General features: G+C 71.5%; 16 protein-coding genes. 11 read left to right on the top strand and 5 right to left on the bottom strand.

The window, feature by feature from the left end; all coding sequences use genetic code 11:
- The first annotated feature begins 52 nt into the window (after positions 1-52).
- Together BCR15_RS11095 and BCR15_RS11090 are read left to right on the top strand one after the other, a co-directional pair.
- Positions 53-1,018 (top strand): sugar-binding transcriptional regulator, encoded by a 966-nt coding sequence (locus tag BCR15_RS11095; protein WP_068752278.1) that lies wholly within the window; start codon positions 53-55, stop codon positions 1,016-1,018.
- A gap of 161 nt (positions 1,019-1,179) precedes the next feature.
- Entirely contained in the window at positions 1,180-3,945 is a 2,766-nt protein-coding gene (locus BCR15_RS11090; RefSeq protein ID WP_408647393.1) for an FAD-binding and (Fe-S)-binding domain-containing protein, read from the top strand.
- Between the two features lie 31 nt (positions 3,946-3,976).
- Here the strand turns inward: BCR15_RS11090 and BCR15_RS11085 are convergent, their stop codons facing one another.
- A complete protein-coding gene (locus BCR15_RS11085) occupies positions 3,977-5,152 on the bottom strand; it encodes a nucleotide disphospho-sugar-binding domain-containing protein (protein ID WP_068752276.1) in 1,176 nt (391 codons plus the stop codon).
- A gap of 64 nt (positions 5,153-5,216) precedes the next feature.
- Positions 5,217-6,209: a LacI family DNA-binding transcriptional regulator gene (locus tag BCR15_RS11080; RefSeq protein ID WP_068752275.1), complete on the bottom strand. Its 993-nt coding sequence runs from the start codon at positions 6,207-6,209 to the stop codon at positions 5,217-5,219.
- Positions 6,210-6,299: 90 nt separating this feature from the next.
- On the opposite strand from BCR15_RS11080, the gene BCR15_RS11075 reads away from it, so the two are divergent.
- The 4 genes from BCR15_RS11075 to BCR15_RS11060 are packed head-to-tail and all read left to right on the top strand — an operon-like array spanning position 6,300 to position 15,697.
- Positions 6,300-7,649 carry an MFS transporter gene (locus BCR15_RS11075; protein ID WP_197971710.1) on the top strand — a complete coding sequence of 450 codons (1,350 nt, stop codon included), beginning with the start codon at positions 6,300-6,302 and terminating at the stop codon, positions 7,647-7,649.
- A 17-nt stretch (positions 7,650-7,666) separates the two neighbouring features.
- Positions 7,667-12,712, top strand: a complete 5,046-nt coding sequence (locus BCR15_RS15355; RefSeq protein WP_068752274.1) for a family 78 glycoside hydrolase catalytic domain — start codon at positions 7,667-7,669, stop codon at positions 12,710-12,712.
- A gap of 26 nt (positions 12,713-12,738) precedes the next feature.
- Positions 12,739-14,181 carry a family 43 glycosylhydrolase gene (locus tag BCR15_RS11065; RefSeq protein ID WP_068752273.1) on the top strand — a complete coding sequence of 481 codons (1,443 nt, stop codon included), beginning with the start codon at positions 12,739-12,741 and terminating at the stop codon, positions 14,179-14,181.
- A 58-nt stretch (positions 14,182-14,239) separates the two neighbouring features.
- The gene (locus BCR15_RS11060) at positions 14,240-15,697 is read left to right on the top strand and encodes an NAD-dependent epimerase/dehydratase family protein (protein ID WP_068752272.1); all 1,458 of its coding nucleotides are present in this window, start codon (positions 14,240-14,242) and stop codon (positions 15,695-15,697) included.
- Between the two features lie 21 nt (positions 15,698-15,718).
- On the opposite strand, the gene BCR15_RS11055 is transcribed toward BCR15_RS11060, so the two are convergent.
- A complete protein-coding gene (locus tag BCR15_RS11055; protein WP_068752271.1) occupies positions 15,719-16,003 on the bottom strand; it encodes a hypothetical protein in 285 nt (94 codons plus the stop codon).
- 26 nt (positions 16,004-16,029) lie between these two features.
- Positions 16,030-17,100, bottom strand: coding sequence for a glycosyltransferase family 4 protein (locus BCR15_RS11050; RefSeq protein ID WP_068752270.1), 1,071 nt, complete (start codon positions 17,098-17,100; stop codon positions 16,030-16,032).
- Between the two features lie 127 nt (positions 17,101-17,227).
- On the opposite strand from BCR15_RS11050, the gene BCR15_RS11045 reads away from it, so the two are divergent.
- A complete protein-coding gene (locus BCR15_RS11045; protein WP_141680116.1) occupies positions 17,228-19,378 on the top strand; it encodes an amylo-alpha-1,6-glucosidase in 2,151 nt (716 codons plus the stop codon).
- A gap of 9 nt (positions 19,379-19,387) precedes the next feature.
- Here the strand turns inward: BCR15_RS11045 and BCR15_RS11040 are convergent, their stop codons facing one another.
- Positions 19,388-22,606 carry a DEAD/DEAH box helicase gene (locus BCR15_RS11040; protein ID WP_068752269.1) on the bottom strand — a complete coding sequence of 1,073 codons (3,219 nt, stop codon included), beginning with the start codon at positions 22,604-22,606 and terminating at the stop codon, positions 19,388-19,390.
- 247 nt (positions 22,607-22,853) lie between these two features.
- Here BCR15_RS11040 and BCR15_RS11035 point away from each other — a divergent pair, with 247 nt between their 5' ends.
- The 4 genes from BCR15_RS11035 (at position 22,854) to BCR15_RS11020 (ending at position 26,101) form a co-directional block, all read left to right on the top strand.
- Positions 22,854-23,246, top strand: coding sequence for an ACT domain-containing protein (locus BCR15_RS11035; RefSeq protein WP_068752268.1), 393 nt, complete (start codon positions 22,854-22,856; stop codon positions 23,244-23,246).
- 143 nt (positions 23,247-23,389) lie between these two features.
- The gene (locus BCR15_RS11030) at positions 23,390-23,608 is read left to right on the top strand and encodes a dodecin (RefSeq protein ID WP_068752267.1); all 219 of its coding nucleotides are present in this window, start codon (positions 23,390-23,392) and stop codon (positions 23,606-23,608) included.
- A gap of 101 nt (positions 23,609-23,709) precedes the next feature.
- Complete coding sequence (locus BCR15_RS11025) at positions 23,710-24,381, top strand: SDR family NAD(P)-dependent oxidoreductase (RefSeq protein ID WP_068752266.1); 672 nt, start codon at positions 23,710-23,712, stop codon at positions 24,379-24,381.
- A gap of 31 nt (positions 24,382-24,412) precedes the next feature.
- The gene (locus tag BCR15_RS11020; RefSeq protein WP_068752265.1) at positions 24,413-26,101 is read left to right on the top strand and encodes a long-chain-fatty-acid--CoA ligase; all 1,689 of its coding nucleotides are present in this window, start codon (positions 24,413-24,415) and stop codon (positions 26,099-26,101) included.
- The last annotated feature ends 62 nt before the right edge of the window (positions 26,102-26,163 follow it).

The raw sequence follows: 26,163 nt of genomic DNA, 5'->3' as shown, positions 1-26,163 counted from the left end.
GGTGGTTCGGACGCGCCGCGGGCGAGGGTCGTGCTAGTTTCCGAGCGTGTCCATGCGCGTTGCCCCCGAACGACTGCCCCTCGTCGTGAAGGTCGCGCGCCTTTACCACGAACACGGACTGCGCCAGCCGGAGATCGCCGCACGCCTCAACATGTCTCAGTCGCGGGTGTCGCGCCTGCTCAAGGAGGGCGTCGAGGCGGGCATCGTGCGGACCATCGTCGTCGAGCCGCCCGGCATGTTCTCCGAACTCGAGGACCGGCTCCGCGACGCGTATGACCTGCGCGACGTCGTGGTGGCCGGCGGCCCTGACGAGTCCGCCGAATCCGACGCCGCGCTGCTCAGCGCCATCGGCAGCGCGGGCGCCCGCTATCTGGAATCGACCATGCTCCCCAGCGACCGGGTGGGCCTGTCGTCGTGGTCCGCGTCGCTGCTGGCCGTCGTCGACGCCATGACGCCGCGCACCACCCGCACCGCCGAGCGCATCGTCCAGGTCATCGGCGGCGTCGGGGACCCACGGGCACAGGTGCAGGCCACCCGGCTGGCGGACCGCCTCGCGCAGGTGACCGGCGCCGAGGTCCACTACTTCAACGCCCCCGGGGTCGTCTCCAGCCAGGAGGTCCGCGACTCCCTGCTGTCCGACCCGCAGATCGCGGCGGTGCGCGGCGAGTGGCGCGACCTCACCATGGCCCTGGTCGGCATCGGCAGCGTGCAGCCGTCGGCGCTGCTCGTCAGTTCGGGCAGCACCCTGCCGGACCGGGACCTCCAGTCCCTGGCGGAGCGGGGCGCCGTCGGGGACGTCTGCCTCAACTTCTTCGACGCCGAGGGCGTGCATGTCGAGTCCGATCTCGTCGGCCGGACGCTGGGCATCGACGAGACGACGCTCAAGACCATCCCGCGCCGGATCGCCGTGGCGGGTGGGCGGCGCAAGCTCGAGGCGATCCGCGGCGCTCTGGTCGGGGGATGGTGCGACGTGCTCATCACGGACTCGGTCACTGCGCGCAACCTGCTGGAGGCGTAGCCGAGGGCAGGTGCCCGAATGGTCCGACCGAGTGCTAGGTTGCTGGTGTTCGACGATGAACGGAGCACACCATGCACTCGCACGTGGCCACCCCTCGGGCCCATTTCGATATCGGCAACCAGCAGGCGGTCGAGGCGCTGCAGGCGCTCCTCGGCCCCGACATGGTCAGCACCCGCGAACTCGACCGCGCAGCCCTCGCGGTCGATGCGTCGCACTATCTCCGCATCCCTGACGCGATCATGCGCGCCCGCTCGGCCGACGACGTCGCGGTGGCGATGTCGGTGGCCGTCCAGGCCGGCTGGCCGCTGACGCTGAGGTCCGGCGGCACCAGCCTGTCCGGGCAGGCGCTGTCGGAGGGCCTGACGGTGGACGTCCGCCGCCATTTCCGCGACATCGAGGTGCTCGACGGCGGACTGCGCGTACGGGTCCAGCCCGGTGCGACGATCCGCGAGGTCAACGCGCGGCTCGGCCGGCTGGGCCGCAAGCTCGGCCCGGACCCGGCGTCGGAGATCGCGTGCACCGTCGGCGGCATGATCGCCAACAACTCATCGGGCATGACGTGCGGGACCGTGGCCAACGCCTACCGCACGCTGGAGTCCATGACAGTCGTGCTGCCGAGCGGGACCGTCATCGACACCGGTGCCGACGACGCCGACGCGCGCCTCGTCCGCCACGAACCGGCCCTGGTCCAGGTCTTGACGACGCTGCGCGACCGGCTCCGCGGCGAGCGGTTCCGGGCGGACCTGGAGCGGCGCTACGCGATCAAGAACACGATGGGCTACGGCCTGAACTCCTTCCTCGACCACGACCGGCCCGTCAAGATCCTCGAGCACCTGATGATCGGCTCCGAGGGCACGCTCGGGTTCGTGGCGGAGGCGGTGTTCCGCACCGTCCCCGTGCCCGCTCGCACCGCGACCGGCCTGCTGATGTTCGACTCGCTCGATGCCGCGACGGCGGCACTCCCGCGTCTGGTCGGCTCCGGCGCCGACGTCGTCGAGCTCATCGACGCCGCCTCGATCAAGGCGATGGGCGACGACGCCGTCGACGTGCTGCCGCCCGGCTTCGTCGTGGACCGGCAGGCGTCGCTGCTCGTGGAGTACCAGGCCGCCGACGACGAGGGCATCGAGCGTGCCTCCGCGACCGGTGGCGAGGTCTTCGCCGGGCTCCAGGGTCTGGCGGCCGATCCGGAACTCACGCGCGACGCGGCCCGCCGCGCCCGCATGTGGGTGATGCGCAAGGGCCTTTACACCAAGGTCGCCCGGAACCGCCCCGCCGGGACGGCCGCGCTGCTGGAGGACGTCGCGGTACCGATGGAGCGCCTCGGCGCCGTCTGCTCCGAGTTGCACGTGCTGTTCGACCGCCATGGCTACCGCGACGGCGTGATCTTCGGCCACGCCAAGGACGGCAACATCCACTTCCTCGTCACCGAGGACTTCGCCGGCGACGCCTCGATGCGCCGGTACGAGGACTTCACCGAGGACATGGTGCAGCTGGTCCTCGGGCAGGAGGGGACGCTCAAGGCCGAGCACGGCACGGGCCGCATCATGGCGCCGTTCGTCCGCCGCCAGTACGGCGACGAGCTGTACACGGCCATGTGGGACGTCAAGAACGCCTGCGACCCGTCCGGCATCCTCAACCCCGGCTCGGTGCTGACGGAGGACCCGCACCTGCACCTCAAGGACATCAAGCCGACCGGCCCGGTGCGCGACGTCATCGACGACTGCGTCGAGTGCGGCTACTGCGAACCCGTGTGCCCCAGCCAGCACCTGACGACCACCCCGCGACAGCGCATCGTCGTCCAGCGCGCGATCGCCGCCGCGGAGCAGGCCGGCGAGACCCACCTCGCCGACCGACTGCGCGAGCAGGAGACCTACGACGTCATCCAGACCTGCGCCGTCGACGGCATGTGCCAGACCGCGTGCCCGGTCCAGATCAACACCGGCGACCTCGTGCGGACGCTGCGTCGGGAGAATCAGTCGAAGGTCCTGGACCGCGGCTGGAAGGTCGCGGCTGACCAGTGGTCGACGGTGCTGAAGGTCGCCTCCGTCGGGATGACGGTCGTCGACAAGGTGCCGACGCCGCTGGTCCGCGGGGCACTGGGCGTGGCCAGGAAGGTGCTGGACGAGGACATCGTGCCGCAGCTGACCTCGGAACTGCCCGGAGGTGGACCCATACGCCGTCCGGCGCCGGCCGAGTCGCCGCAGGCGATCTTCATGCCCGCCTGCGTCGGGACGATGTTCGGCACCGACCACGCGTGCGGCACCGGTGTCGCGGGGGCCGTCCGGCGGCTCGCGACGGTTGCCGGGGTGACCCTGAGCACGCCCGACGGCATCCAAGGCTTGTGCTGCGGCACCCCGTGGAAGTCGAAGGGGCTCCCGTCCGGCTACGACGTCATGCGGGAGCGCCTGGTGAGCTGGATCGTCGAGCACACGCGAGGCGGTGAGCTGCCGCTGGTCGGCGACAACGTGTCATGCACCGAGGGTGTCATCGTCGCGCTCAAGGCCGCCGGCGTGCACACCGTGCGGGTCCTGGACGCCACCGAGTGGGTCGCTGAGGCGGTCGCGCCCCGGCTGCCGGTGGTGCAGAAGGCCCGGCTGGCCGCCGTCCACCCGACCTGCTCGTCCACGCATCTCGGCGTCAACGACGCGTTGCTGATGCTTGCGGGGCTCGTGGCGGATCAGGCGGTGGTGCCCGACGGATGGCGCTGCTGCGCCTTCGCCGGCGACCGTGGCCTCCTGCACGAAGAACTGACGGCAACCGCAACGCGCGACGAGGCCAAGGCGGTTCGGCAACTCGACGCCGACCTGCACCTGTCCTGCAACCGCACCTGCGAGCTGGGTCTCACGCGGGCCACGGGGCAGACCTACGTGCACGTGCTGGAGGAACTGGCCGCCCGCGTCGACTCCGCGGTGGGCCGGGGGGCCTGAGCCCGCGGCCGGGCCCCGGCGCGCTGAGCGCCTAGGCCAGGACCCGCTCGATCTCCCGGACCGCCCCGGCGGGCCCCGGCGCCTGGTCGAAGGACTCCTTCAGCGTCGCCAGCCCGGCCGGGCGCGCCCCGGAGAGCAGGGCGTCCGCCACGCGGCGCACGCCCGACGGCGTGACGTCGGCCTTCCCCAGGACCCGGCCCGCGCCGAGCTCCTCCATCCGGTGGGCGTTGAAGAACTGGTCGGCGCCCATGGGAGTGAACACGGCGGGGACGCCCGCGAGAACCGTGTCGGTCGTGCTGCCGAACCCGCCGTGCGTGAAGCACAGGTCGGCTTCGCGCAGCACGTCCGTCTGCGGCACGAACGACCGCGCGATCACGTTGCCGGGTAGTTCCCCGAGCTGCGGCAGGCTTTCGGCGCGGCCGGTGGTGACCACGACGAGGGCGTCGCTGTCGGCGAACGCCGTGATGATGGCCCGGAAGTAGTCGAGGTCGCGGTTGAAGACCGTGCCGAGCGTGGCGTAGACGACGGGGCCGTCGTGGGCCCGGAGCCGGTCGAGCGGGAACGTGGGGTCAGGCGCGGACGCGGTGGTCGTCGGGCCGGCGAAGTAGCACGGGAGGTCGTCGAAGTCCTCGGCGAAGGGCTGGTAGTGCCGGGTCGCCGGCGAGATGTTCAGCGTCGAGGACATCGGCCTCAGCAGGTTGAGGATGTCCGGCGGGCGTGACCCGAACACCAGCGGCCCGAGGACCGCTGTCAGCCGGCGGCGTGCGGCGGTGGAGGCCATCAGCCGGCGCGCGGGGACTGGCAGGGTGGTGCTGATCCGGGCCAGGTGCGCGATCACCCGGTCGTTCTGGAAGAAGACCGGCGACAGGAAGATCACGGGGCGGTCGAGTTCGCGCTGCAGATCGGGGATCTCGGGGTTGAGACCGCCGGCCACGACTGCGTCGTAGTGCCGCGCCAGCCGGCGGATGCTCGCGTTCAGCGCGCGGAAGAGCCGGCGCCCCTGGAGCGCCAGCTGCGCGGGGCGGGTGATCGCTTCCCGTGGCCCGAACGGCACCAACGTGGCTCCTGCGGCCTCGACCCGGTCCCGGAAGGCCTCGCCCATGACGTAGTCCACCCCGTGGCCGGCGTCCACGAGCGCGCGCACGAACGGCAGCGAGGGCATGGCTAGGCCGTACGCCGGTGCCCCGGCCATCAGGATGCGGGCCATCTGCGGTCTCCCTCTCTCGGTGACCTCAGACTACGGCTGTGTCCGGCTGTCCGTCGGGATGGGATCAGGCGGTGTCGCGCACCACCAGGTGGACGTGCTGCACCGGAGCAGACTCCTCCAGCGGCGCGCCCTCCGCGAGGTGCAACGCGATGCTCGCCAGGTAGCGACCCAGACCAGTGACGTCGAGACGGATCGTCGTGAGGCGTGGCTGCGCGAGGGCGGCGAAAGGGGCATCGTCATGACCGACGACAGCCAACTCGCCCGGCACGTCGACGCCCATCCGCAGTGCCGCGCCCACGAGCGCGAGCGCAAATTCATCGTTGTAGGCGGCCACACCCGTGACGCCGGCCGCTCTCAGCGCGCGGACCGCCTCCGCGGCCGCGTCCTCGGACGGTTCGATGTCGTCGACGGCGGCCAGCGTGAGACCGAGGTCCGCTGCGGCCTCGATGGCGCTTCCCCGGCGGGCGGCGACGAGATCCGCGATCCGCGGATCGGTGGACCCCACGAAGGCGATGCGCGCGTGCCCGCGTTCCCGCAGGTGACGCACCTGGAGCCAAGGCCCTTCTTCCCGGTACTGCTCCACCTCGGGGTGGTCGGGGTCCGGGACGATGTGCTGGACCCCGGCCGCGCGGATGGCGGCGGTGCGCTCCGGGGCCATTGGGGCCATCGAGATGACCACGTCGGGCTGCAGCGACTCCCACAGCGGCCGCGTATGCGATGCGTGCTCCGGCGTGTACGTGATGAGCGAGTAGCCGTTGGCGTCCAGAGCGAGGGAGGCTTCCTCGATGTTGCGGCGGAGCGTGAAGTCGAGCGGCCAGTCGGGCAGCACCAGGAGGACGATGTGGCTGCGTCCGGACGCCAACGCACGGGCCGCTGAGTGCGGCCGGTACCCGAGTCGCGCGGCCTCGGTCAGGACGCGCTCGCGGGTGGCCGGCGGGATCGTCTGGCCGGGGGTGTCGTTGAGGACGAACCCGACGGTGGCCCGGGAGAGGCCCAGAGACCGTGCGACGTCGGCGGCCGTGACTCGCTTGCCGACCTGACGGGTGGTGCTGGCCATCGATCTCCTCGTTCACTTGCACGCGCTAGCGATCTGTGTTTACCATAGCAGCAGCTAGCACGCGCTAGTGCAATGACGATGGAGTCTCTCATGGATAATCTCCGCAACGTGGACGGCACACTGCCTGAATCGTCCGCTGCGATGCCCCTCCCGCCCGTGGCCGATCCCGACACCGCGATCGACTCGACCCCGCCGGGAACCGGTGCCGGACTCGCCCCGGTGAACTCTCGCTACATCTGGCTGATGGTGTTCGCGCAGTTCGGCGTGTTCATGGCTTTCATCACGCCGCTGGCCATCTCCCTGACCATCCGGGTCAACGGCCTGGCCCCCGGGCACCCCGAGTACCTCGGCTACATCACCGGGGCCGGCGCCCTGTTCGTCATGCTCACGGGCCCCTTCATGGGTATCTGGAGCGACCGCACCCGCTCTCGCTACGGGCGTCGTCGGCCGTTCATGGTGGGTGGCGTTGTCGTGGGTGTCGTGTCCCTCGTGGTCATGGCACTCGCGCCGAGCGTCGTGCTCCTCGGCCTCGGCTGGATCCTCGCCCAGTGGGGTTGGGGCACCGCGCTGGGCAACTTGCAGAATTCGACGGCGGATCGCCTGCCGGAGAGCCAGCGCGGCAAGGTGGCCGGCCTGACGAGCTTCGCGACGCAGGTGGCGCCGGTGTTCGGCGTCATCATCGCCCAGTTCTTCACGGGCGACCCGCTGCTGCTCTTCCTCGTCCCCGGCGCGGTCGGTGTCGTCGCCGTGCTGCTGTTCGTGTTCTTCGTGCACGAGGACGACAGCCGCGGCCTGCCCCGTGAGCCGATCACCGGCCGTCAGCTGCTGGGCAAGTACGTCTACAACCCGGCCCAGCACAAGGACTTCTCCTGGAACTGGCTGGCCCGCTTCCTGTTCTACTTCGGGATCACGCTCAACACCACCTATACCGCGTACTTCTTCGCCGACCGCCTCGGCATCACCGTTGAGGAGGTGGCAGGTGTCATCGCGATGCTCGGCCTCGGCGGCGTCCTCGCCACGACCATCGGCGCGATCGGTGGCGGGTTCATGTCCGACCGGTTCAAGCGCCGTCGCCTGTTCGTCCTGCTGGGCGGCGTCATCATGGCCGCCGGCATGGTCACCCAGGCCTTCGCGGGCGACCTGACGGTGCTGGTCGTCGGCTCCCTCACCGCGTCGATGGGCCTCGGGCTCTTCGCCGCCGTCGATCAAGCCCTCCTGCTCGACGTGCTGCCCGAGCGCGAGACCGACGCCGGCCGGTTCATGGCCATCACCGGATTCGCGACGTCGATCCCGCAGTCGGTGGCGCCGCTGGCTGCCTCCGCGATCCTGCTGGTCGGCGTGACCGGCGAGGAGCGTAACTACACCCTGCTCTTCGTCATCGCAGGCGCGCTGGTCGTCCTCGCTGGCTTGGCCGTCACCCGCATCCGCTCCGTCCGCTGACCCGAAGGCACACAGACATGACCGTCACCCCCACCGCACCCCGCTTCGACCACCACCGCACCGCCCTGGGTATCGGCGAGCCGCGACCACGGATCAGCTGGATCGTCGAGACCGCACCTCCCGGATGGGCCCAGGCTGCCTACGAGATCGAGCAGCGCGACGGGGCCACGGTCCGCGTCGCCTCGCCGGAGAGCGTCCTCGTGCCATGGCCGCTCGGCGACCTCGCTTCCCGGGAGCGGCGCGAGGTGCGGGTGAGGGTGACGGGCACGGATGGGGTCGTGGGCGGCTGGAGCGAGTGGGCCCCTGTCGAGGCCGGGCTGCTGGACCAGGCGGACTGGAGCGCGGTCATGGTCGGCCCGGCCGACGACGTCGTCGCGGCCCCGCTGCTCCGGCGCGACTTCGACGCCGCGGGAGCCGAGGTCGTCCGGGCGAGGCTCTACGCCAGCGCCCACGGCGTCACCCAGCTCGAGCTGAACGGTCACCGGGTCGGCGACGACGAACTCGCTCCGGGCTGGACGACGTACCAGTCGCGTCTGCGCTACGTGACCTACGACGTCACCGAGCTGGTTCGGGCCGGCGGCAACGCGCTGGGCGCCTGGCTGGGCGACGGGTGGTGGCGCGGGCACCTCGGCTGGGACGGCCGGCGCGCCCTTTACGGGGAGCAACTGGGCCTGATCGCCCAACTGGAGATCGAGTACGCCGACGGCACCCGCCAAGTGGTGGCTACCGACGACGCCTGGGTCAGCGCGGCCGGCCCGATCATCACCTCCGACCTCTACAACGGAGAGTCCTTCGACGCCCGCCTGCACGACCCCGCCTGGTCGACGCCGACGTTCGACGCCGCCGCCTGGGCGCCCGTCGTGATCCGGGAGTTCGACACCGCGACCCTCGTCGCGCCCGACGGCCCCCCGGTGCGCTGCGTCGAGCGGCTGACGGTGGCCGAGGTCATCACCAGCCCCTCTGGCGCGATCATCCTGGACTTCGGGCAGAACCTCGTCGGACGACTCCGGATCCGGGTGCGCGGCGCGGCGGGCACCGTCGTGACCCTCCGTCACGCTGAGGTCCTCGAACACGGCGAGCTGGCCACGGGGCCGCTGCGAGGCGCGAAGGCCACCGACACCTACACGCTGTCCGGCGCCGGCGTCGAGGAGTGGGCTCCCCGGTTCACGTTCCACGGCTTCCGCTATGCCGAGGTCATCGGCTGGCCCGGCGAGTTCGACCCCGCCGACGTCGTCGCGGAGGTCCTGCACTCCGACATGGAGCGCATCGGACGCTTCGAGGTCTCCCACCCGCTGGTGGCCCAACTGCACCACAACGTGGTGTGGGGGATGAAGGGCAACTTCCTCGACGTCCCCACCGACTGTCCGCAGCGCGACGAGCGCCTCGGCTGGACCGGCGACCTGCAGGTCTTCGCACCCACCGCGACCTTCCTGCACGACGCCGCAGGCTTCCTCGCCTCGTGGCTGAAGGACCTCGCCGCGGAGCAGCTGCTCCTCGGCGGGACGCCGATGGTGGTGCCCGCCATCAGCACCGGCTATTCCGGCCCGATGGCGGGATGGGCCGACGCCGCCACCGTCGTCCCGTGGACGCTGTTCCGCAGCTACGGCGACGTCGGCGTCCTGGAGCGACAGTTCGCCTCGATGACCACCTGGGTTGACGAAGTCACCGCCGCCGCCGGCGAGGACCGGATCTGGAGCAAGGGCTTCCAGTTCGGCGACTGGCTCGACCCCACCGCCCCCGCAGGCCGCCCCGAGCAGGCCCAGACCTACCCCGAGATCGTCGCCACGGCCTACTTCGCCCGCTCGGCGCGCATCGTCGCCGATGCCGCCGCCCTGCTGGGCCGCGACGCCGACGCCGGGCGCTACGGCGCGCTGGCCGATGAGGTGGCGCAGGCGTTCGAGGCCGAGTATGTCTCCCGCTCCGGCCGGCTGCTGTCGGACTCCGTCACCGCCTACGCGCTGGCGCTCGAGTTCGACCTCATCGGCGACGACGCCGCCCGCCGCCGGGCCGCCGACAAGCTCGCCGACCTGGTCCGCGGCAATGGCTACAAGATCGCCACGGGCTTCATCGGCACCCCGCTCGTCTGCGACGCGCTCAGCCGCAACGGCCACGCAGACGCCGCCTACCGGCTCCTCCTCCAGACTGAGAACCCGTCCTGGCTGTACTCGGTCAACGCCGGGGCCACCACCATCTGGGAGCGCTGGGACTCCCTGCTGCCCGACGGCACCGTCAACCCCAGCGGCATGACCTCGTTCAACCACTACGCCTTCGGGGCGGTGGCCGACTGGCTGCACCGCGTCGTCGCCGGCCTCGCGCCCGCGGAGCCCGGGTACCGGCGTATCCGGGTGGCCCCGCAGCCGCCGCGGCAGGGGATCGACAGCGCCTCCGCGACGCTGGACACCCCCTACGGGCGCGCCGCCACCGCCTGGCGGATCGTGGACGACCAGCTCACCCTCGAGGTGACAGTGCCCGTCGGCGCCACCGCCGAGGTGGCGCTCCCCTCCGGTGCACGGCACGATGTGGGCCACGGTGAATACACCTTCGCGGAGCCGTTCGAGACCGTCAAGGACATCCGCCGTGAGGTGACGGTGGATTCCCGCATGGGCGACCTCATCGACGACGCCGACGCCATGGCCGTCTTCCTGGGCGTGGTCACCAAGTACGTCCCGGAGGCCGCCGAGTACATGACGGGAGGGCTCCGCGGGCAGGACGACATCACGCCGCGACAGGTGGCCGGCATGCTCCCGCACGCCGACGCGGTGCTGGCCGACCTCATCACCGGGTTCGCCGCCGTCACGGCCGGCGAGCCGGTGCCGGCGGAGCTGTTCGCCGCGCCCGCCGTCGACAACGGGGCACTTCGCGCCAAGGCCGAGTTGCTCGGTGGCCGCGACTTCTGGACCACCCATGCGACCGAGGATGTGCGCAGCCTCACCCTGTTCGACGGACCCCATGGCGTCCGGCTGCAGCGGGCCGAGTCCGACCACCTCGGCATCGGCGACAGCCTGCCCGCCACCTGCTTCCCGCCCGGTGTCGCGCTGGGCTCTAGCTGGGATGTCGGCCTGGTCCGCGAGGTCGGGCGCGCGATCGGCGAGGAGGCCCGGGCCCTGGGCGTGGACGTCGTCCTCGGCCCCGGGGTCAACATCAAGCGCTCCCCGCTCGGCGGGCGCACGTTCGAGTACCTGTCTGAGGATCCGCACCTGAGCGGAGAGCTCGGCCTCGCGTGGGTCGACGGGGTGCAGTCGACGGGCGTCGGTGCCTCCGTCAAGCACTTCGCCGCCAACAACCAGGAGACCGACCGGATGCGCGTCGACGCGCGCATCGACGAGCGCACGCTGCGCGAGCTGTACCTCCCGGCGTTCGAACGGATCGTCACCGCTGGCTCACCGGCCACGGTGATGAGCGCCTACAACGCCATCAACGGGGAGTTCTGCTCCGAGAACCGGTGGCTGTTGACCGAGTTGCTGCGCGACGAGTGGGGCTTCGACGGCCTGGTGGTCTCCGACTGGGGAGCCATCAAGGACCGCGCGGTCGCACTGGAGGCCGGGCTGGACCTCGAGATGCCGTCCTCCGGTGACGCCGGGACCGACGCCATCGTCGCGGCGGTGCGCGAGGGTCGGCTCGACGAGGCGGTGGTCGACCGCGCTGTCGAGCGCCTCGTCGCCCTCGCTGAGCGCACCGCGCCGAGCGATGAGGCGCACATGGACCTCGACGCCCACCACGCCCTCGCCCGTCGGGCCGCCGCGGCGTCGGTAGTGCTGCTCCGCAACGAGGCCGAGGCGCTGCCGCTGCGCAGCGGGGAGCGGGTGGCCGTCGTCGGACGGTTCGCCGAGGACCCGCAGTACCAGGGCGGCGGGAGCTCGCGTGTCAACGCGACCCGCGTCGACACGCCGCTCGCTGCGCTGCGCGCCGAGCTCGGTGAGGGGAGTGTCGCCTACGCCGCCGGCTACGCCGACGACGACACCACCACCGACGAGCTCCTCGCGGAGGCCCGCGCCGCGGCGGAGGGATCCGACGTAGCGGTGGTCGTCGTCGGGCTCAGCGAGTCCGCCCAGTCCGAGGGCTTCGACCGGGAGCACCTCGACCTGCCTCAGGCTCACGTCTCGCTCATCCGGGCCGTGGCCGAAGTGGCGACGCGCACCGTCGTCGTCCTCATGAACGGCGGCGTGGTCTCGCTCGAACCCTGGCACGACGACGTCGACGCCATCGTCGAGGCCTGGGTGCTCGGGCAGGCGGTCGGCGGCGGCCTGGCCGACGTGCTCACCGGGCGGGTCAATCCGTCGGGTCGACTGGCCGAGACCATCCCACTCGCGCTGGGCGACACCCCCTCGTTCCACACCTTCCCGGGCGAGCACGAGGTGGTCCACTACGGCGAGCGGATGTTCGTCGGTTACCGGCACTACACCACGGCCGCCCGAGCAGTCCGGTACCCGTTCGGGCACGGCCTCAGCTACACCGCCTTCGAGCGGGAACTCGTGGGCATCGAGGTGACCGGCCCGGACAGCGCGCTGGTCACCGTGCGGGTGCGCAACACCGGTCAGCTGGCGGGGGCGGACGTCGTCCAGCTCTACGTCGCGCCGGCCGACGCCCCCGTCGCTCGCCCTGTCCGCGAGTTGCGGGCCTTCGCCAAGGTCCACCTCGAGCCGGGGGAGGAGCGGGAGCTCACCCTCGACCTGGGCCGGCGGGCCTTCGCCTACTGGGACGTCACCCGCGAGCGCTGGCGCGTCGAGGGTGGCCGGTACGTCGTCGAGCTCGGTGCCTCGGCGCACGACGTCGTCGACGCTCGCATGCTGCCCCTCGACGGCGACACCGACGCGCCGCCGCCGCTCACCGTCAAGTCCACCGTGAAGCAGTGGTTCGCCCACCCCGTCGTCGGGCCCGCCCTCATGGCAGGCATGATGCAGGGCGCGACGGCGGAGCAGCGCGAAGCCGCGGAGAGCAGCGCCGAGATGCTGAAGATGGTCGACTCGATGCCGATGGAGCAGTTCGCCCGGATGCCGATGGTGGGAATCCCCGACGAGACCCTCGCCCAGCTGGTGGCGCTCAGCCACACGATGGCCGGGTGAGCCGCGTGACTGACACGAGGACGCCGATGAATCCCTTCCTGCCGGAGGGCGTCTACATCCCCGACGGTGAGGTACATGTCTTTGGTGACCGCGTCTACCTTGTCGGCAGCCACGACCGTCCCGGCGGGCCCCTGTTCTGCATGGAGGACTACGAGATCTGGTCGGCGCCGGTCGACGACCTCGGTGCCTGGGAGAGCCACGGCGTCGCCTACCGGGCGGAGCAGGACCCTTACAACGACGGGAGCCATCCGAACCGGGTGCGCGGCGCCGAGCGCGGGCTGCATTACCTGTACGCGCCGGACGTCTGCCGGGGCCCCGACGGGCGGTTCTACCTGTACTACTGCCTGGACACCGTCTCCCGGGTCGGCGTGGCGGTGGCCGACGAGCCGGGAGGGCCCTACACCTTCCTGGACTACGTGCGCACGACGCGCGGCGAGATCCTGGGGGAGCGTCCCGACGACCTGGTGCAGTTCGACCCCGCCGTGCTGGTCGACGAAGGCAGGGTGTACCTGTACTCCGGCAACGCCCCAGTGAACCGCTTCCACAAGGCCACCGGGTACCGCCGCAACCACTCCATGGTCACCGAACTCGAGCCCAACATGGTCACCGTCAAGGACGGCCCGCACAGGCTGCTGCCCGACGTGACCGAGAGCAAGGGGACCACCTTCGAGGGCCACGAGCTATTCGAGGCCTCCTCCATCCGCAGGATCGGCGACACCTACTACCTCGTCTACTCCGACATCCACGCGCACAACCTCGCCTACGCCACCAGCAACTCGCCGATGGGGGGATTCGAATACCGGGGCGTGCTCATCTCCAACGGCGACATCGGGGTCGACGGGCGACGCTCCATCATGCAGGCGGCCATGCCGATCGGGAACAACCACGGCTGCGTCGAGCAGATCGGCGGGCGATGGTATGTCTTCTACCACCGCCACACCCATGGCCGGCAAGCGTCGCGGCAGGCATGCGCAGAACCCATCGAGCTGAACGCCGACGGGACGTTCACCCGCGCCCGGATGAGCAGCTCCGGGCTGAACGGCGGTCCGCTGCCCGGTACCGGCACCTACAGCGCCCGCATCGCCAGCCGCCTGACCACACGACGGGGAGGCAACACCTTCTCGTTGTCGCGGGATCGCTTCTTCCCGCACCTCGCGCAGGAATCCACCTCCGACGGACCGCTGCAGTACGTCGCCAACCTGCACTCCGGCGCGACGGCGGGATTCCCGAGCTTCGCCGGGCTGGGCCGGACGCTGTCGGTCGTGACACGTTCCTCCGGAGGCGGACGCCTGGTGGTCACGACGGGTGCCGGCCAGCGCCTCGCGGAGATCCCTGTCAATCGGAGCTCTGGGTGGGCCACGAGTGCGGCGGCGACCCTGTCCCGCCCAGCCGAGGAGGACGACGTCACCCTGCTGCTCACCTATCGCGGCAGGGGCCGGCTCGACCTGGCCTCCTTCAGCCTCGAGTGAGACCCACACGACCGGCGAGGGCCGGCCAGACACGCATGAACACCATGACGGAGGCCCGATGAGAAGCCACACCAGCACGAAGCGTCGCAGCTCGAACCGGCGCAGGGTTCTGCTGACGGGTGCGACGGGGAACTGGGGTCGAGCGACCCTGCGGGAACTCCGGGAGTATCCGGCGCTCGACGTCGTCGCCTTCGCGCTGCCCGGTGACGGAGACCGGGCAGTACTCGACAGGTTCGCCGACATGCCCAACCTCAGCGTGTTCTGGGGCGACTTGGCGAACTACGGGGACGTGGCGCGAGCCGTGCAGGACGTCGACGTCATCCTCCATGTTGGCGCGGTGGTGTCTCCGCTCGCGGATGAGCGACCGAGCCTCGCGCGCCGGGTCAACATCGGCAGCATGCAGAACATCGTGCGCGCGGTCCGGGCGCTGTCTGACCCGGGAGCCGTCGGCGTCGTCGGGGTAGGCTCCGTCGCCCAGACAGGTGATCGGCAGGCGCCCACGCACTGGGGCCGCGTCGGGGATCCGCTGCGGGTGTCCCAGTTCGACGAGTATGGACAGACGAAGGTCATCGCCGAACGGCTCCTGGTGGAGTCGGGTCTGCCGAAGTGGGCGTGGCTGCGGCAGACCGGCATCTTCCACCCGGGCATGCTGGAGATCCGCGACCCGATCCTGACCCACTCGGTCCTGAACGGTGTCATGGAATGGGTCACCGCGGAGGATTCCGCTCGGCTGCTGGCCGGCATCGCTTCGCCGGACCTACCCCACGAGTTCTGGGGCGGGATCTACAACATCGGCGGCGGCGAACAGTGGCGCCTCACCAACTGGCAGCTGCAGGAGATGATCGGCGGCGCGCTCGGGGTGAAGGACGTCCGCGCGTGGTACGAGCGCAACTGGTTCGCGACCCGGAACTTCCATGGGCACTGGTACAGCGACAGCGACCGCCTGGAAGAGCTCGTGCCGTTCCGTCGCGACACGATCGAGTCCGCCCTGGCCCGCGCCACGGCCTCCCTGCCACCGGTCGTACGGTCGGCGGGCAGGGTGCCGTCATGGATCGTCAAGAACCTGGTGATGCGCCCGCTAGCCGGTCGGCGGCGCGGCACCCTCCACGCGCTGCGCACGAATGATCAGGAGGCGATTGCCGCTCACTTCGGTTCGCACGAGGAGTGGCGGGACATCGGTGACTGGGCGACGTTCGAAACTCCCGACCCGCCACGGGAACCTCGCCTCATCGGCCATGGCTACGACGAGTCGAAGCCCAGCGCCGAATGGGGCGCGCCGGACTACGTTGCGGCGGCCGCTTTCCGTGGGGGCGCTCTCCTGTCCGCCGAGGTCAGGACCGGCGACCTCTCGACCCCGCTCATCTGGCGATGCGCCTTCGACCACGTGTTCGCCGCCAGTCCACGCCTCGTGCTGGTCGCGGGGCACTGGTGCCCCGACTGTGTGCGGGATTCAGCCGGCTACCGACGCCAGGCGGAGCGCAATCCGTTCCTGGCTCAGGTCGAACTGTCGGCGTGAGCAGACTGAGGTGACGCTCGCCTAGTCGCCGAAGGTCGTCTGCGCGGCGGGGTCCGGCTCCTCCTGCGCAAGGCGGTCCTCGATCGTCTCCTCACGGGTGAGATCGTCGAAGTGCATCGCCCGGTCGACGGGGACCGGCCCCGCGTCCGGCACCATCGCGGCGGCGTCCGCGCCATCGTCGATGAGGTCGTGGGTCCCGAGATCCTCAGCAGTGACCTCGCCGTAGGGGTGCTCGGCGTCCGCGATCTCCTCCTGGTCCAGATCCTCGATGCCGTCGATGTTGCCGTCCTGCGCATCCATGCTCATGTCCCCAGCCTTGCACGAGATGCACCTCACGCAAGTGCATCGAGGAGTAGCCGGTACACCCGTTCGTATCCGGCGCCCATCACGGGCAGGTCGAACCGGGCCTCGGCGTCGGCGCGGCAGGCGTCGGGATCGATGCTGTCGACGGCCATCACAGCGGCCACGAGTTCGTCCACCGACCCGCAGACGAAGCCCGTCTCGCCGTGCCGCACGACCTCCGGCACGGAGCCGCGGGGAGTGGAGACGACGGGGGTGCCGCACGCCAGCGCCTCGGCCATGACCATGCCGAACGGTTCGTCCCATTGGATCGGGAACAGCAGGCAGGACGCGCCGGCCAGCAGTTCACGCTTCTGTGCGGCGTCGACCTCACCCACGTATCGGACCCTGGGCCCCAGGGACGGCCGGATCTCCTCGCTGAAGTAGGACCGCTCCGCGGCGTCGTTGAGTTTGCCGGCGAGGATGAGTCGACGGCCGGCCCGTGCCGCGACCTCGATCGCGACGTGAGCGCCCTTGTCCGGGCTGAATCTCCCCAGCCACACGACGTCGTCGGACTTGTCCCTCCGGAGGGGGAAGCTGGCCACGTCGACGGCGTTGTGGACCGTCCCCACCCAGTTGAGGTCCGGCGCCAGGCGACGCTGCGCGTCCGAGATCGCCACGAGATGGACCGAGCCGTCCAGACGCCGGAGCAGATCGCCGTTGATGCCGTCGACGGTCCCGTGGACAGTGACGACGGTGGGCCGCGTGCTGGCGCCCGCCAGCAGCGGCCCCGCAGCGGAATGGTCGTGGACGAGGTCGACGTCCTCGTCGGGCAGCGCTCGCCGCGACTCGAGGGCCTGGATGAGCTCCGGGGCGATGCTGATCCCCAGCAGGTCGGACGGCGGCTCGTCGAAGACCCGCACGTAGCGCTGCGCGGCGGTGCCGGGAGGGCCCGACGCCACCAGCGTCACGTGGTGGCCGCGGGCGACGAGCTGATCGACGAGAGCGGCGACGACCGCCTCGGTGCCGCCGTACGCGGATGGCGGGATCCGGTACCACGGCGGCGCCACCACGCCGATGCGCATCGGAACAGGGGTGAGAGCGCCTTCGGTCTCGAGCGACATGCCGGCTCCTCCTGGCCGCGGCCGACGACCCTGGCCGGGGACGCACATCGTCGCGGTCCACTCGCCTCCATTCATACCACCGTAGGCTTCTAAGGTCACGACGCGGCAGTGCGGGAGGAGTGACGCCATGATGACCCTGTCGTCCGACAGCACGTGGACCACCACGGCGATGATCCAGGAGGACCCGCGGCGTCCTCTGGGCCTCGGCCCCGTGCACCGGCCCGCGGAGACCGTGACGGTGGTGGAGGGATCGTCGTTCAGTACGTCGCGCCCGAACGGCGACATGCACCCGCATCACGCGGACGGGCTGTTCGTCCGCGACACCCGGGTTGTGTCCCGCTGGGAACTGCGGGTCGATGGTCAGGAGGTGGAGCCGCTCGGCGTGGTCGCGCCCGAGCCCTACGAGTGCCGCTTCGTGGGCCGCGCCCCCGCGCGCCCCGGACAGGTCGAGCCGACGCTCGTCGTCGAGCGGCACCGCATGGTGGGGCACGGGATGCGCGAGGACCTCGCCGTGACGAACTTCGGCACGGAGACCGCGGGCCTCGATCTCTCGCTGCACGTCGAGGCCGACTTCGCCGATCTTTTCGAGGTCAAGGAGCGACGCCCGGTCCGGGCGCTGGCCATCACCTCCGACGCCGCCGCCGGCGAGCTGACGTTCCGCCTGGCCGCCGACGGCGCCGCGGAGGGTCGCCTGGTGCGGGTGGCGTCGCCGGACGCCCGTGTCGCCCCGGGCGTGCTGCTCTTCCAGGTCCTGGTGCCGGCCAAGGGGACCTGGCGGGCCACCGTCGAGGTGACCACCAGCGGCGACGGCGCCCCGCCCGGACCGCCGTTCCCGGTGGGTCAGCCGCTGGAGGCCGCCGCCCCGGCGAAGCGGATGCGCAGCTGGCGCCACGCGACGGCGAGCGTCTCGGTGGGCAACCCCGTCCTGGATGCCGCGCTGCGCACCAGCCGGCGCGACCTCGGCGCCCTGCGCATCGTCGACCCCGAACACCCCGGCGATGACGTCGTCGCGGCGGGCGCGCCCTGGTTCATGGCCCTCTTCGGCCGCGACTCGCTGCTGACCAGCCACATGATGATGCCCTACGCGCCCGACCTGTCCATGGGGACGCTGCGGACCCTGGCGCGACGGCAGGGGCGCCGCTACAACCCGATGACGGAGGAGCAGCCCGGCCGCATCCTGCACGAGGTCCGCCTCGGCGTCGACGAGTCGCTTGCCCTGGGCGGCGGCCGGATCTACTTCGGCTCCGTGGACGCCACCCCCCTCTTCGTCGTCCTGGCAGGTGAGGCCCTGCGGTGGGGGGTCGGGACAGCGGTGTTGAGCGAGCTCAAGCCCGCCGTCGACGCCGCCGTCGCGTGGATCCTGGGCGACGGGGACCTCGACGGCGACGGGTTCGTCGAGTACCGGCGCAGCAGCGACCGGGGACTCCTGAACCAGGGATGGAAGGACAGCACCGATTCGATGAGCCACCTCTCCGGCGCTGAGGCACGGGCCCCCATCGCGCTGGCGGAGGTGCAGGGGTACTGCTACGCGGCGCTGCTGGCGGCCGCGGACCTGGGCGAGGCACTGGGTGGGGGACGTGACCCGGAGGAGCTCCGGGCGCGGGCCGCCGCCCTCAAGGAGCGGTTCCACGACGCCTTCTGGGCGCCGGACCTCGAGTGCTACGCCATGGGACTGGACGCCGACAAGCGCCGCCTCGAGGTGGTGTCGTCGAACATCGGCCACTGCCTGTGGTCCGGCATCGTCGACGACGACCACGCGGAGGCGGTCGTCGCGAGGCTCATGGCCGACGACATGTTCACCGGGTTCGGCCTGCGCACGCTGTCAGCTGAGTCGGCCCGGTACAACCCCATCAGCTACCACAACGGCTCGGTGTGGCCCCACGATTCCGTCATCGCCGCCACGGGGATGCACCGGTATGGCCGCCGCGCGGAGGCGCTCCGGCTCGTGCGCGGGCTCCTCGACGCGTTGGAGGCGTTCGACGGCCGTCTGCCCGAGCTGTTCGGAGGGTTCGGCCGGTCCGAACAGCCCGTTCCGGTTCCCTACCCCACCTCCTGCTCCCCGCAGGCCTGGGCGGCCGCCACGCCCTTCGAGATGCTGCGCATCCTGCTGGGTCTCAGCCCCGACCAGGAGTCGGGGGCCGTGCGGGCGCAACCGGTCCCGGACTTCGTCGGCGCGGCGGCCGTGACCGGCATCCGACGCGGCGGCCGGCTGTTCGATGTGCTGGCCGACCTCGACGAGGCCAGGATCGGCGAGCCGTCGGGCGACCGCCCGGACTGACGCCGGCCCTCAGCCCTCGAACAGCCCGCGGATATCCGCGGCCGTGATGCGGCCCGAGGAGAAGGACCCCGAGTCGACGACCGAGGTGAACAGGTCGCGCTTGCGCTCCTGCAGCGCCACCACCTTCTCCTCGATGGTGTCCACCGACACCATCCGGTAGACGTTGACCGAGCGGGTCTGGCCGATGCGGTGCGTCCGGTCGATGGCCTGGTTCTCCGCCGCGGGGTTCCACCACGGATCGAGGACGAACACGTAGTCCGCCTCCGTCAAAGTCAGCCCGAACCCCCCGGCCTTGAGTGAGATGAGGAACACGGGGTCGTCGCCCTCGCGGAAGCGGGCGATCCGCGCCGGCCGGTCCCGGGTGCGCCCGTCGAGGTACACGTAGCCGACGCCCGCCTCGTCGAGCGCCTCGCGCACGAGCGCGAGGTACCCGGTGAAGCTGCTGAAGACGAGCGCCCGGTGTCCCTCCGCCGCCAGCTCGGTGATCTGCTCCACCAGCGAGGTCACCTTGGCCGAGCGGCCGTGCCCGTGGGCGTCGTCGACGGCGTCGACGAGGACCGGGTCCAGGGCCAGCTGCCGCAGCATGGTCAGGGCGCGGAAGATGGCGACGCGGTTGCGGTCCAGGTCGTTGAGCATGCCGAGCACCCGCTGGCGCTCGCGCTGCAGGTACCGGTCGTAGACCTTGCGGTGTGCCGGGGTCAGGTCGATGCGCTGGAGCTGCTCGATCTTCTCCGGCAGTTCCTGGACGACCTCCCGCTTGGTGCGGCGTAGCACGAAGGGCCGGATGCGGCGGCGGAGCGTCTCCAGGGCGCCGCGGTCGCGCTCGACCTCGATGGGCTTGCGATACCGCTCGGTGAACTGCTCCGGCTTCGGAAACAACCCGGGCGCCGACAGCGAGAGCATCGACCAGAGATCCATCAGCGAGTTCTCCAGCGGCGTGCCGGTGATGGCGAGCGTGAAGGGGGCGCCGAGCCGGCGGGCGGCCTGGTAGGTCCGGGAGCGGTGGTTCTTGACGAACTGCGCCTCGTCGAGGATCAGCCCGCTCCAGGTCAGGGCGCGGTACTCGGCGTCCTCGAGCCGCAGCAGCGTGTAGGAGGTGACGACGACGTGCGCGCCGGAGACGGCGGCCGCGACGTCGTCGCCGCGCTTGCGCCCGGTCGCGGTGATCGCGACGACCCGCAGGTCGGGGGCGAACCGGGCCGCCTCGTCGAGCCAGGTGCCGACGACGCTCGCGGGCGCGACGACCAGCACGGGGGCGCCCTCGAGCTGGCCGTCCGCGCGGGCGCGTTCGAGCAGGGCGAGGGTCTGCAGGGTCTTGCCGAGCCCCATGTCGTCGGCGAGCACCCCTCCGAGGCCCGCGTCCCACAGCGCCGCCAGCCACCGGAAGCCGCGCTCCTGGTAGGGGCGCAGGTCGGCGCGCAGGCCCGCTGGCACAGGAATATCCTGACGGTCGCCGTCGGGGAGGAGGCGCTCGACCGCCTCGCGCCACCGTCGGCTCTGCCGCGCCACGACGCCCAGGCCGACGAGTTCCTCCCACAGGCCGGCCTGGAACGGGTTGAGCCGCAGCGTGCCGGGGCTGTCGGGGTCGACGAGGTCGCGGGCCTCCTCGATGAGGCGGCGCAGGTCGTGCAACTCGGGAATGTCGAGGCTGAACCATGTGCCGGAGTCGAGTAGCAGGGCCTCGTCGCCCGCGGCGAGCGCCGCGAACAGCTGGTCGAAAGGGACGTCCTGCCCGTCGACGGTGACGGTGATGTGCAGGTTGAACCAGTCGCGCTCGGCGCCGTCGTCGGCGCTCAGGTGGATGACCGGGGCCTCGTCCGCCTCGGCGTACTCGGCGGCGTCACCCACCTCGACGACGTCGACCCCGGCCGCGCGCAGGTCGGGGAGGGTCTCGATGAGGAACGTGGCCAGCGCCATCCCGGCCAGCTCCGCGGTGCCGAGGAGGGGCTGCCTCCCCGTGCCGAGCAGGGCGGGATGGGCGCCCAGCAGCCTGGCCCCGTGGTCGGTGAGGCGCTGCTCGGCGGCGTGGTCGCGGGGCGGGCCGTCGGGCTCCGGGTCGAGGGGCAGCACCGTCGGCGCCCCGCCGGGCACCGGCGACGGATACGTGAAGCCCCAGGTCAGGCCGGCGACGTGCGTGGGACGGTGGCGGACGGTGAGGTGGAGCCGCGGTGGGCTGAGGTCCGGCGGCTCGACGGATCCGTCCACCGAGCCGACGGCGCCCGAGCGGGCCAACGCGGGGTAGTAGAGGGACAGGAAGCGGCCGGCGTCGTGGGCGGGGACGTCGACGGTGTCGCCGCCGGCGATGAGGCGGTCGAGCCCGTCGGGCGGGGGAGCGGCCAGCGCCCAGAGCGTGAGCGTGCCGCCGTCGAGGTGGCCGAGGCCGTGGGCGGGGGAACCGAGCAGGAGGAGGCGCCCGGGGGCCCCCGCCGGCAGGACGGAGGCGCGGGGGCGCGCGTGGATGGCGCCGTCGTCGTCGCGGGCGAGGTCGAGCGTGACCGTGGCGGCCCCGTCTGCCATGCGCACCGACCGCAGGCCCTCGCCGGCCAGCAGCTCCACGCCGAGCGCGGCGGCCCGCTGCAGCAGGGGCCACACCAGCGGTCCGAGGCCGGCCAGATCGAGGGTGGGTGCGATGCCGTAGCCGTAGCCGCCGTCCGGGCTCAGCTGGTGGATCTGCGCGAGCACGCCGCGCTGGGGCTGGTTGAGGTCGGGGGACCGGTAAGCCTGGATGAGGTCGCCCCACGTGGCGCCCGTCTTCACCCACGGCGTGCGGCTGCCCTCCCGCAGCGGCTGAAGCGTGATGCGGGGCGTGCCGGTGTAGGTCGTCGCAGCGACGGCAAACTCGAGCGCGAGTCTGCGGCCGGCGGACGCCCGAGCATCGGTCCCCGCGATCAGCGGGGCGAGCTGGTCCTCCCATGACGGCGCCGGGCCGAAGGCTGCGTCGACGTGGGCGCGGGCCTCCAGCATGATCGCGACCACATGCTTGCACGAGTGGCCCAGCGGGCACGTGCAGTGGGTGCGCAGCCGCCGGCCGGTGCGCTCGGCCTCGGTCTCGTAGATCTGGCGGCCGCTGCCCGTGACCAGGGCGCGGCAGTAGCCGTCGGCGACGTGCAGATCCTTGACGTGGCCGGACTCGTGGTAGCTGCGGCCCCGGAAGAAGGTGGGTGCGCCGAAGAGTCGCTTCAGCTCAGCCTCCGGGAAGTCCCGGACCCACTCGACCCCGGGTTCCATAACGGTCGAGGGTACTCGGGTGGGGCGCCCGCCCGGTTCACGGCCCGCCCGGCGCCACCGTCGGCCACCCCGGGTTGAGCCTGACACGCGGTGTGCGGGGCACGGATGAGCCTGACTCGCGGGTCATCGGGGACGAATGAGCCTGCCGCTGGTCCCAACCCTCGAATGGGCGAGTTGGCGCGCGATAATGCCCGTGAGACTTGGCCCAGGCTCATTCCGCCAGGGTCCCGCGAGGAGGCACCCACCCATGAATCAGGCTCAAGCCCATCTGCCCACGCTCCTCGCCACCCTCGCCCCGGCGGTCCGGCCCGGTCGCTACGTCTTCGTGACGAGCGACGGCGGGCGCGGAGTCGACGACGCCCTCGCGAGCGTCGTCGAAGAGGAGGGGCTCAGCCTCCTGCTCCGCCAGGACGACGCCGACGCGCTGGGGCTCGACTACGACTACGTGGCCGGCTGGATCACCCTGACGGTCCACTCGGCCCTCGACGCCGTCGGCCTGACCGCCGCGGTGAGCGGCGCGCTCGCGGAGTCAGGGATCAGCTGCAACGTCATCGCCGGCCGCCACCACGACCACCTGCTCGTGCCGCTGCATCGCGTCGACGACGCCCTGGCCGTCCTCGTATCCCTGTCCCTGGGCTGATTGGGCGATCATCGGACTGTCTGCCGGCCCGTCGCCGCGACACCGACCGCGCCGCTGAGCCCGACGCCTGCGGAGCGGCCCCACCTCGCCTACTGTGGAACAGATCGACCGGTGGATTCCCACCGCTGAACGAAGGGGTTCTCATGAGCGATCACACCTACAAGGTCATCGAGATCGTCGGGAGTTCGTCCGAGGGGCTGCAGCAGGCCATCGAGGGCGCGGTGGCCCGCGCGTCGCAGACCGTCCAGCACCTGGACTGGTTCGAGGTCGCGGAGATCCGCGGCCACATCGCCGACGGCAAGGTCGCGCACTACCAGGTCGGGTTGAAGATCGGGTTCCGTCTCGACGACCACAGCGTCTGACCCGTCACGCGGCGAGGGGTGGGATGGGTGCCCGCCCGGCGGGAGCGGGTGGGTAGTCGATAGGCTCGGTGGGTAGTCGACGACGACCACAGGAGGTCCTCATGCCCACGCTCGCCATCATCGGTGCCGGATCGCAGCTCGGCGCCGCGACCGCCCGGCGCTTCGCCCGGGAGGGGTTCGCGGTGGCGCTCATCTCCCGCACGGCGGAGCGCGTCCACGCGCTGGCCGACGAACTCGCCGCCGAGGGGATCACCGCGCGCGGGTATGCGGCCAACGTCCGCGACCACGACTCCCTGCGCTCAGCTCTCGACGATGCCGCCGCCGATCTCGGCCCCATCGACGTGCTCCAGTACAGCCCGCTGCCGGCCAAGGAGTTCCTGCGCCCCGTGCTCGAGACCACGGTCGACGACCTGCAGCCGGCCATCGAGTTCTCCGTCTACGGCCCGCTGGTGGCGATCCACCACGTCATGCAGCACATGCGCTTCCGCGGCGGCGGCACCATCCTGCTGGTCAACGGCGGCAGCGCCGTGCGCCCGGTGGCGAAGTTCGCCGGCACGTCGGTCGCGTTCGCGGGGGAGTCGGCGCTGGGGCAGATGCTGCACGACGCCCTCAAGCCGGACAACATCCACGTGACGCAGCTGATCATCCCCGGCGGCATCATCGAGGGCCATCCGCGCAAGGACCCCACCGTCCTGGCCGAGCGGCTGTGGGAGATGCACGCCACGAAGGAGCAGTTCCGCCACTTCGCCGGCGACATGGACCTCGACGGCTGACCCGCCCGGGGGTCCTGACAGGATGGACCCCATGACCGACGACCGCCCCTGGGTGCAGCACTACCAGCCGGGGGTCCCGGCAGACATCGAGATCCCCACCACCTCGTTGGTGGAGATGTGCGAGGACGCCGTCGAGCGAGGCGGCGACGGCGTCGCGCTCCAATTCTTCGGCCGCGAGACCACCTACCGCGCCCTCGGAGACCAGATCGCGCGGGCCGCCGAGGGGCTGCGTCGGCTGGGCGTCCGCGCGGGCGACCGCGTGGCGCTCATCCTCCCCAACTGCCCGCAGCACGTCGTCGCGTTCTACGCCGCCCTGCGGCTGGGCGCGATCGTCGTCGAGCACAACCCGCTCTACACGTCGCGTGAGCTGAGGCATCTGTTCGAGGATCACGGCGCGCGCGTGGTCATCGCCTGGGACGCGGCCGTGGCGAAGATCCGGCAGCAGCCCGCCGACATCGAGGTGGAGCACATCGTCGCGGTGAACCTGCTGCGCGCCTTCCCGACAGTCAAGCGGCTCGCCCTGCAGCTGCCCGTGCCGAAGCTCCGCGCCACCCGCGACCGCCTCACCCAGCCGGCCCCGGGGACCACCCCCTGGGAAGACCTGCTCAGCGGCCCGGCGGTGGACCCCGCCCATCCGCGACCCGACGTCGACGACGTCGCGGTCATCCAGTACACCAGCGGCACCACCGGCCGCGCCAAGGGCGCCGTCCTCACCCACCGCAACCTCTACGCCAACGCGCTGCAGGGCGCGGCGTGGATGCATGACGCCGTCGACGGCCGCGAGGTCATCTACGCCGTGCTGCCCATGTTCCACGCGTTCGGCATGACCCTGTACCTGACCTTCGGCATCCTCAAACGAGCCCGCATCGTGCTGTTCCCCAGCTTCGACGCCGACATGGTCCTCGACGCCGCCCGCCGCACCCCGCCGACGGTGTACTGCGCCGTCCCGCCCATCTACGAGAAGACGGCGCGCCGGGCGATGGAGCGCGGCATCAGCCTGCGCTCCGCGCGGTTCTGCATCTCGGGCGCGATGAACCTCACCGACGACATCGTGGCGCTGTGGGAGTCGGTCGCGGGCGGGCTGCTCGTCGAGGGCTACGGGCTGACGGAGTGTGCGCCCGTCGCGCTCGGCAACCCCTTCCACCCGTCGCGGCGCACCGGCACCATCGGCATCCCGTTCCCGAGCACCCGCATGCGGGTGGTGGATCCCGATGACCCGTCGCGTGAGGTCGAGCCCGGCCAGCGCGGCGAGCTGCTCCTGGCCGGGCCGCAGGTGTTCCAGGGCTACTGGAACGCGCCCGAGGAGACCGAGGCGGTACTGCTGCCGGACGGATGGCTGCGCACCGGGGATCTCGTGACGGTCGACCCCGACGGCTTCACCACCATCGTGGACCGCGTGAAGGAACTCATCATCACCGGCGGCTTCAACGTGTCGCCGACGGAGGTCGAGGCGGTGCTGCGCTCGCACGAGGACATCGACGACGCGGCCGTCGTCGGGCTCCCGCTCGCCGGCGGCGGCGAGCGGGTGGTGGCCGAGGTCGTCGCCCGGCCGGGCGCCGCCGTCGACGGCGAGGCCGTGCGCGCGTACTGCCGCGAGCGGCTGGCGGCCTACAAGGTGCCGCGTGAGGTGGTGGTGGTCGAGGAAATCCCGAAGTCGATGCTGGGCAAGGTGCTGCGCAAGCAGGTCCGCGACCGGCGTGCGGCGAGCGTCGTCGGCTGAGCGAACCGTGACAGGATTCACACCAGTTGCTGTGGGCAGCCCCAGATGGGCCGAATTTCCCC

This window comes from Tessaracoccus lapidicaptus, assembly GCF_001693815.1.
In the GTDB taxonomy this organism is placed as follows: Bacteria; Actinomycetota; Actinomycetes; order Propionibacteriales; family Propionibacteriaceae; genus Arachnia; species Arachnia lapidicapta.
The sequence above is the reverse complement of the archived record's forward strand: the minus strand, read 5'-3'. Positions and strand labels throughout refer to the sequence as shown.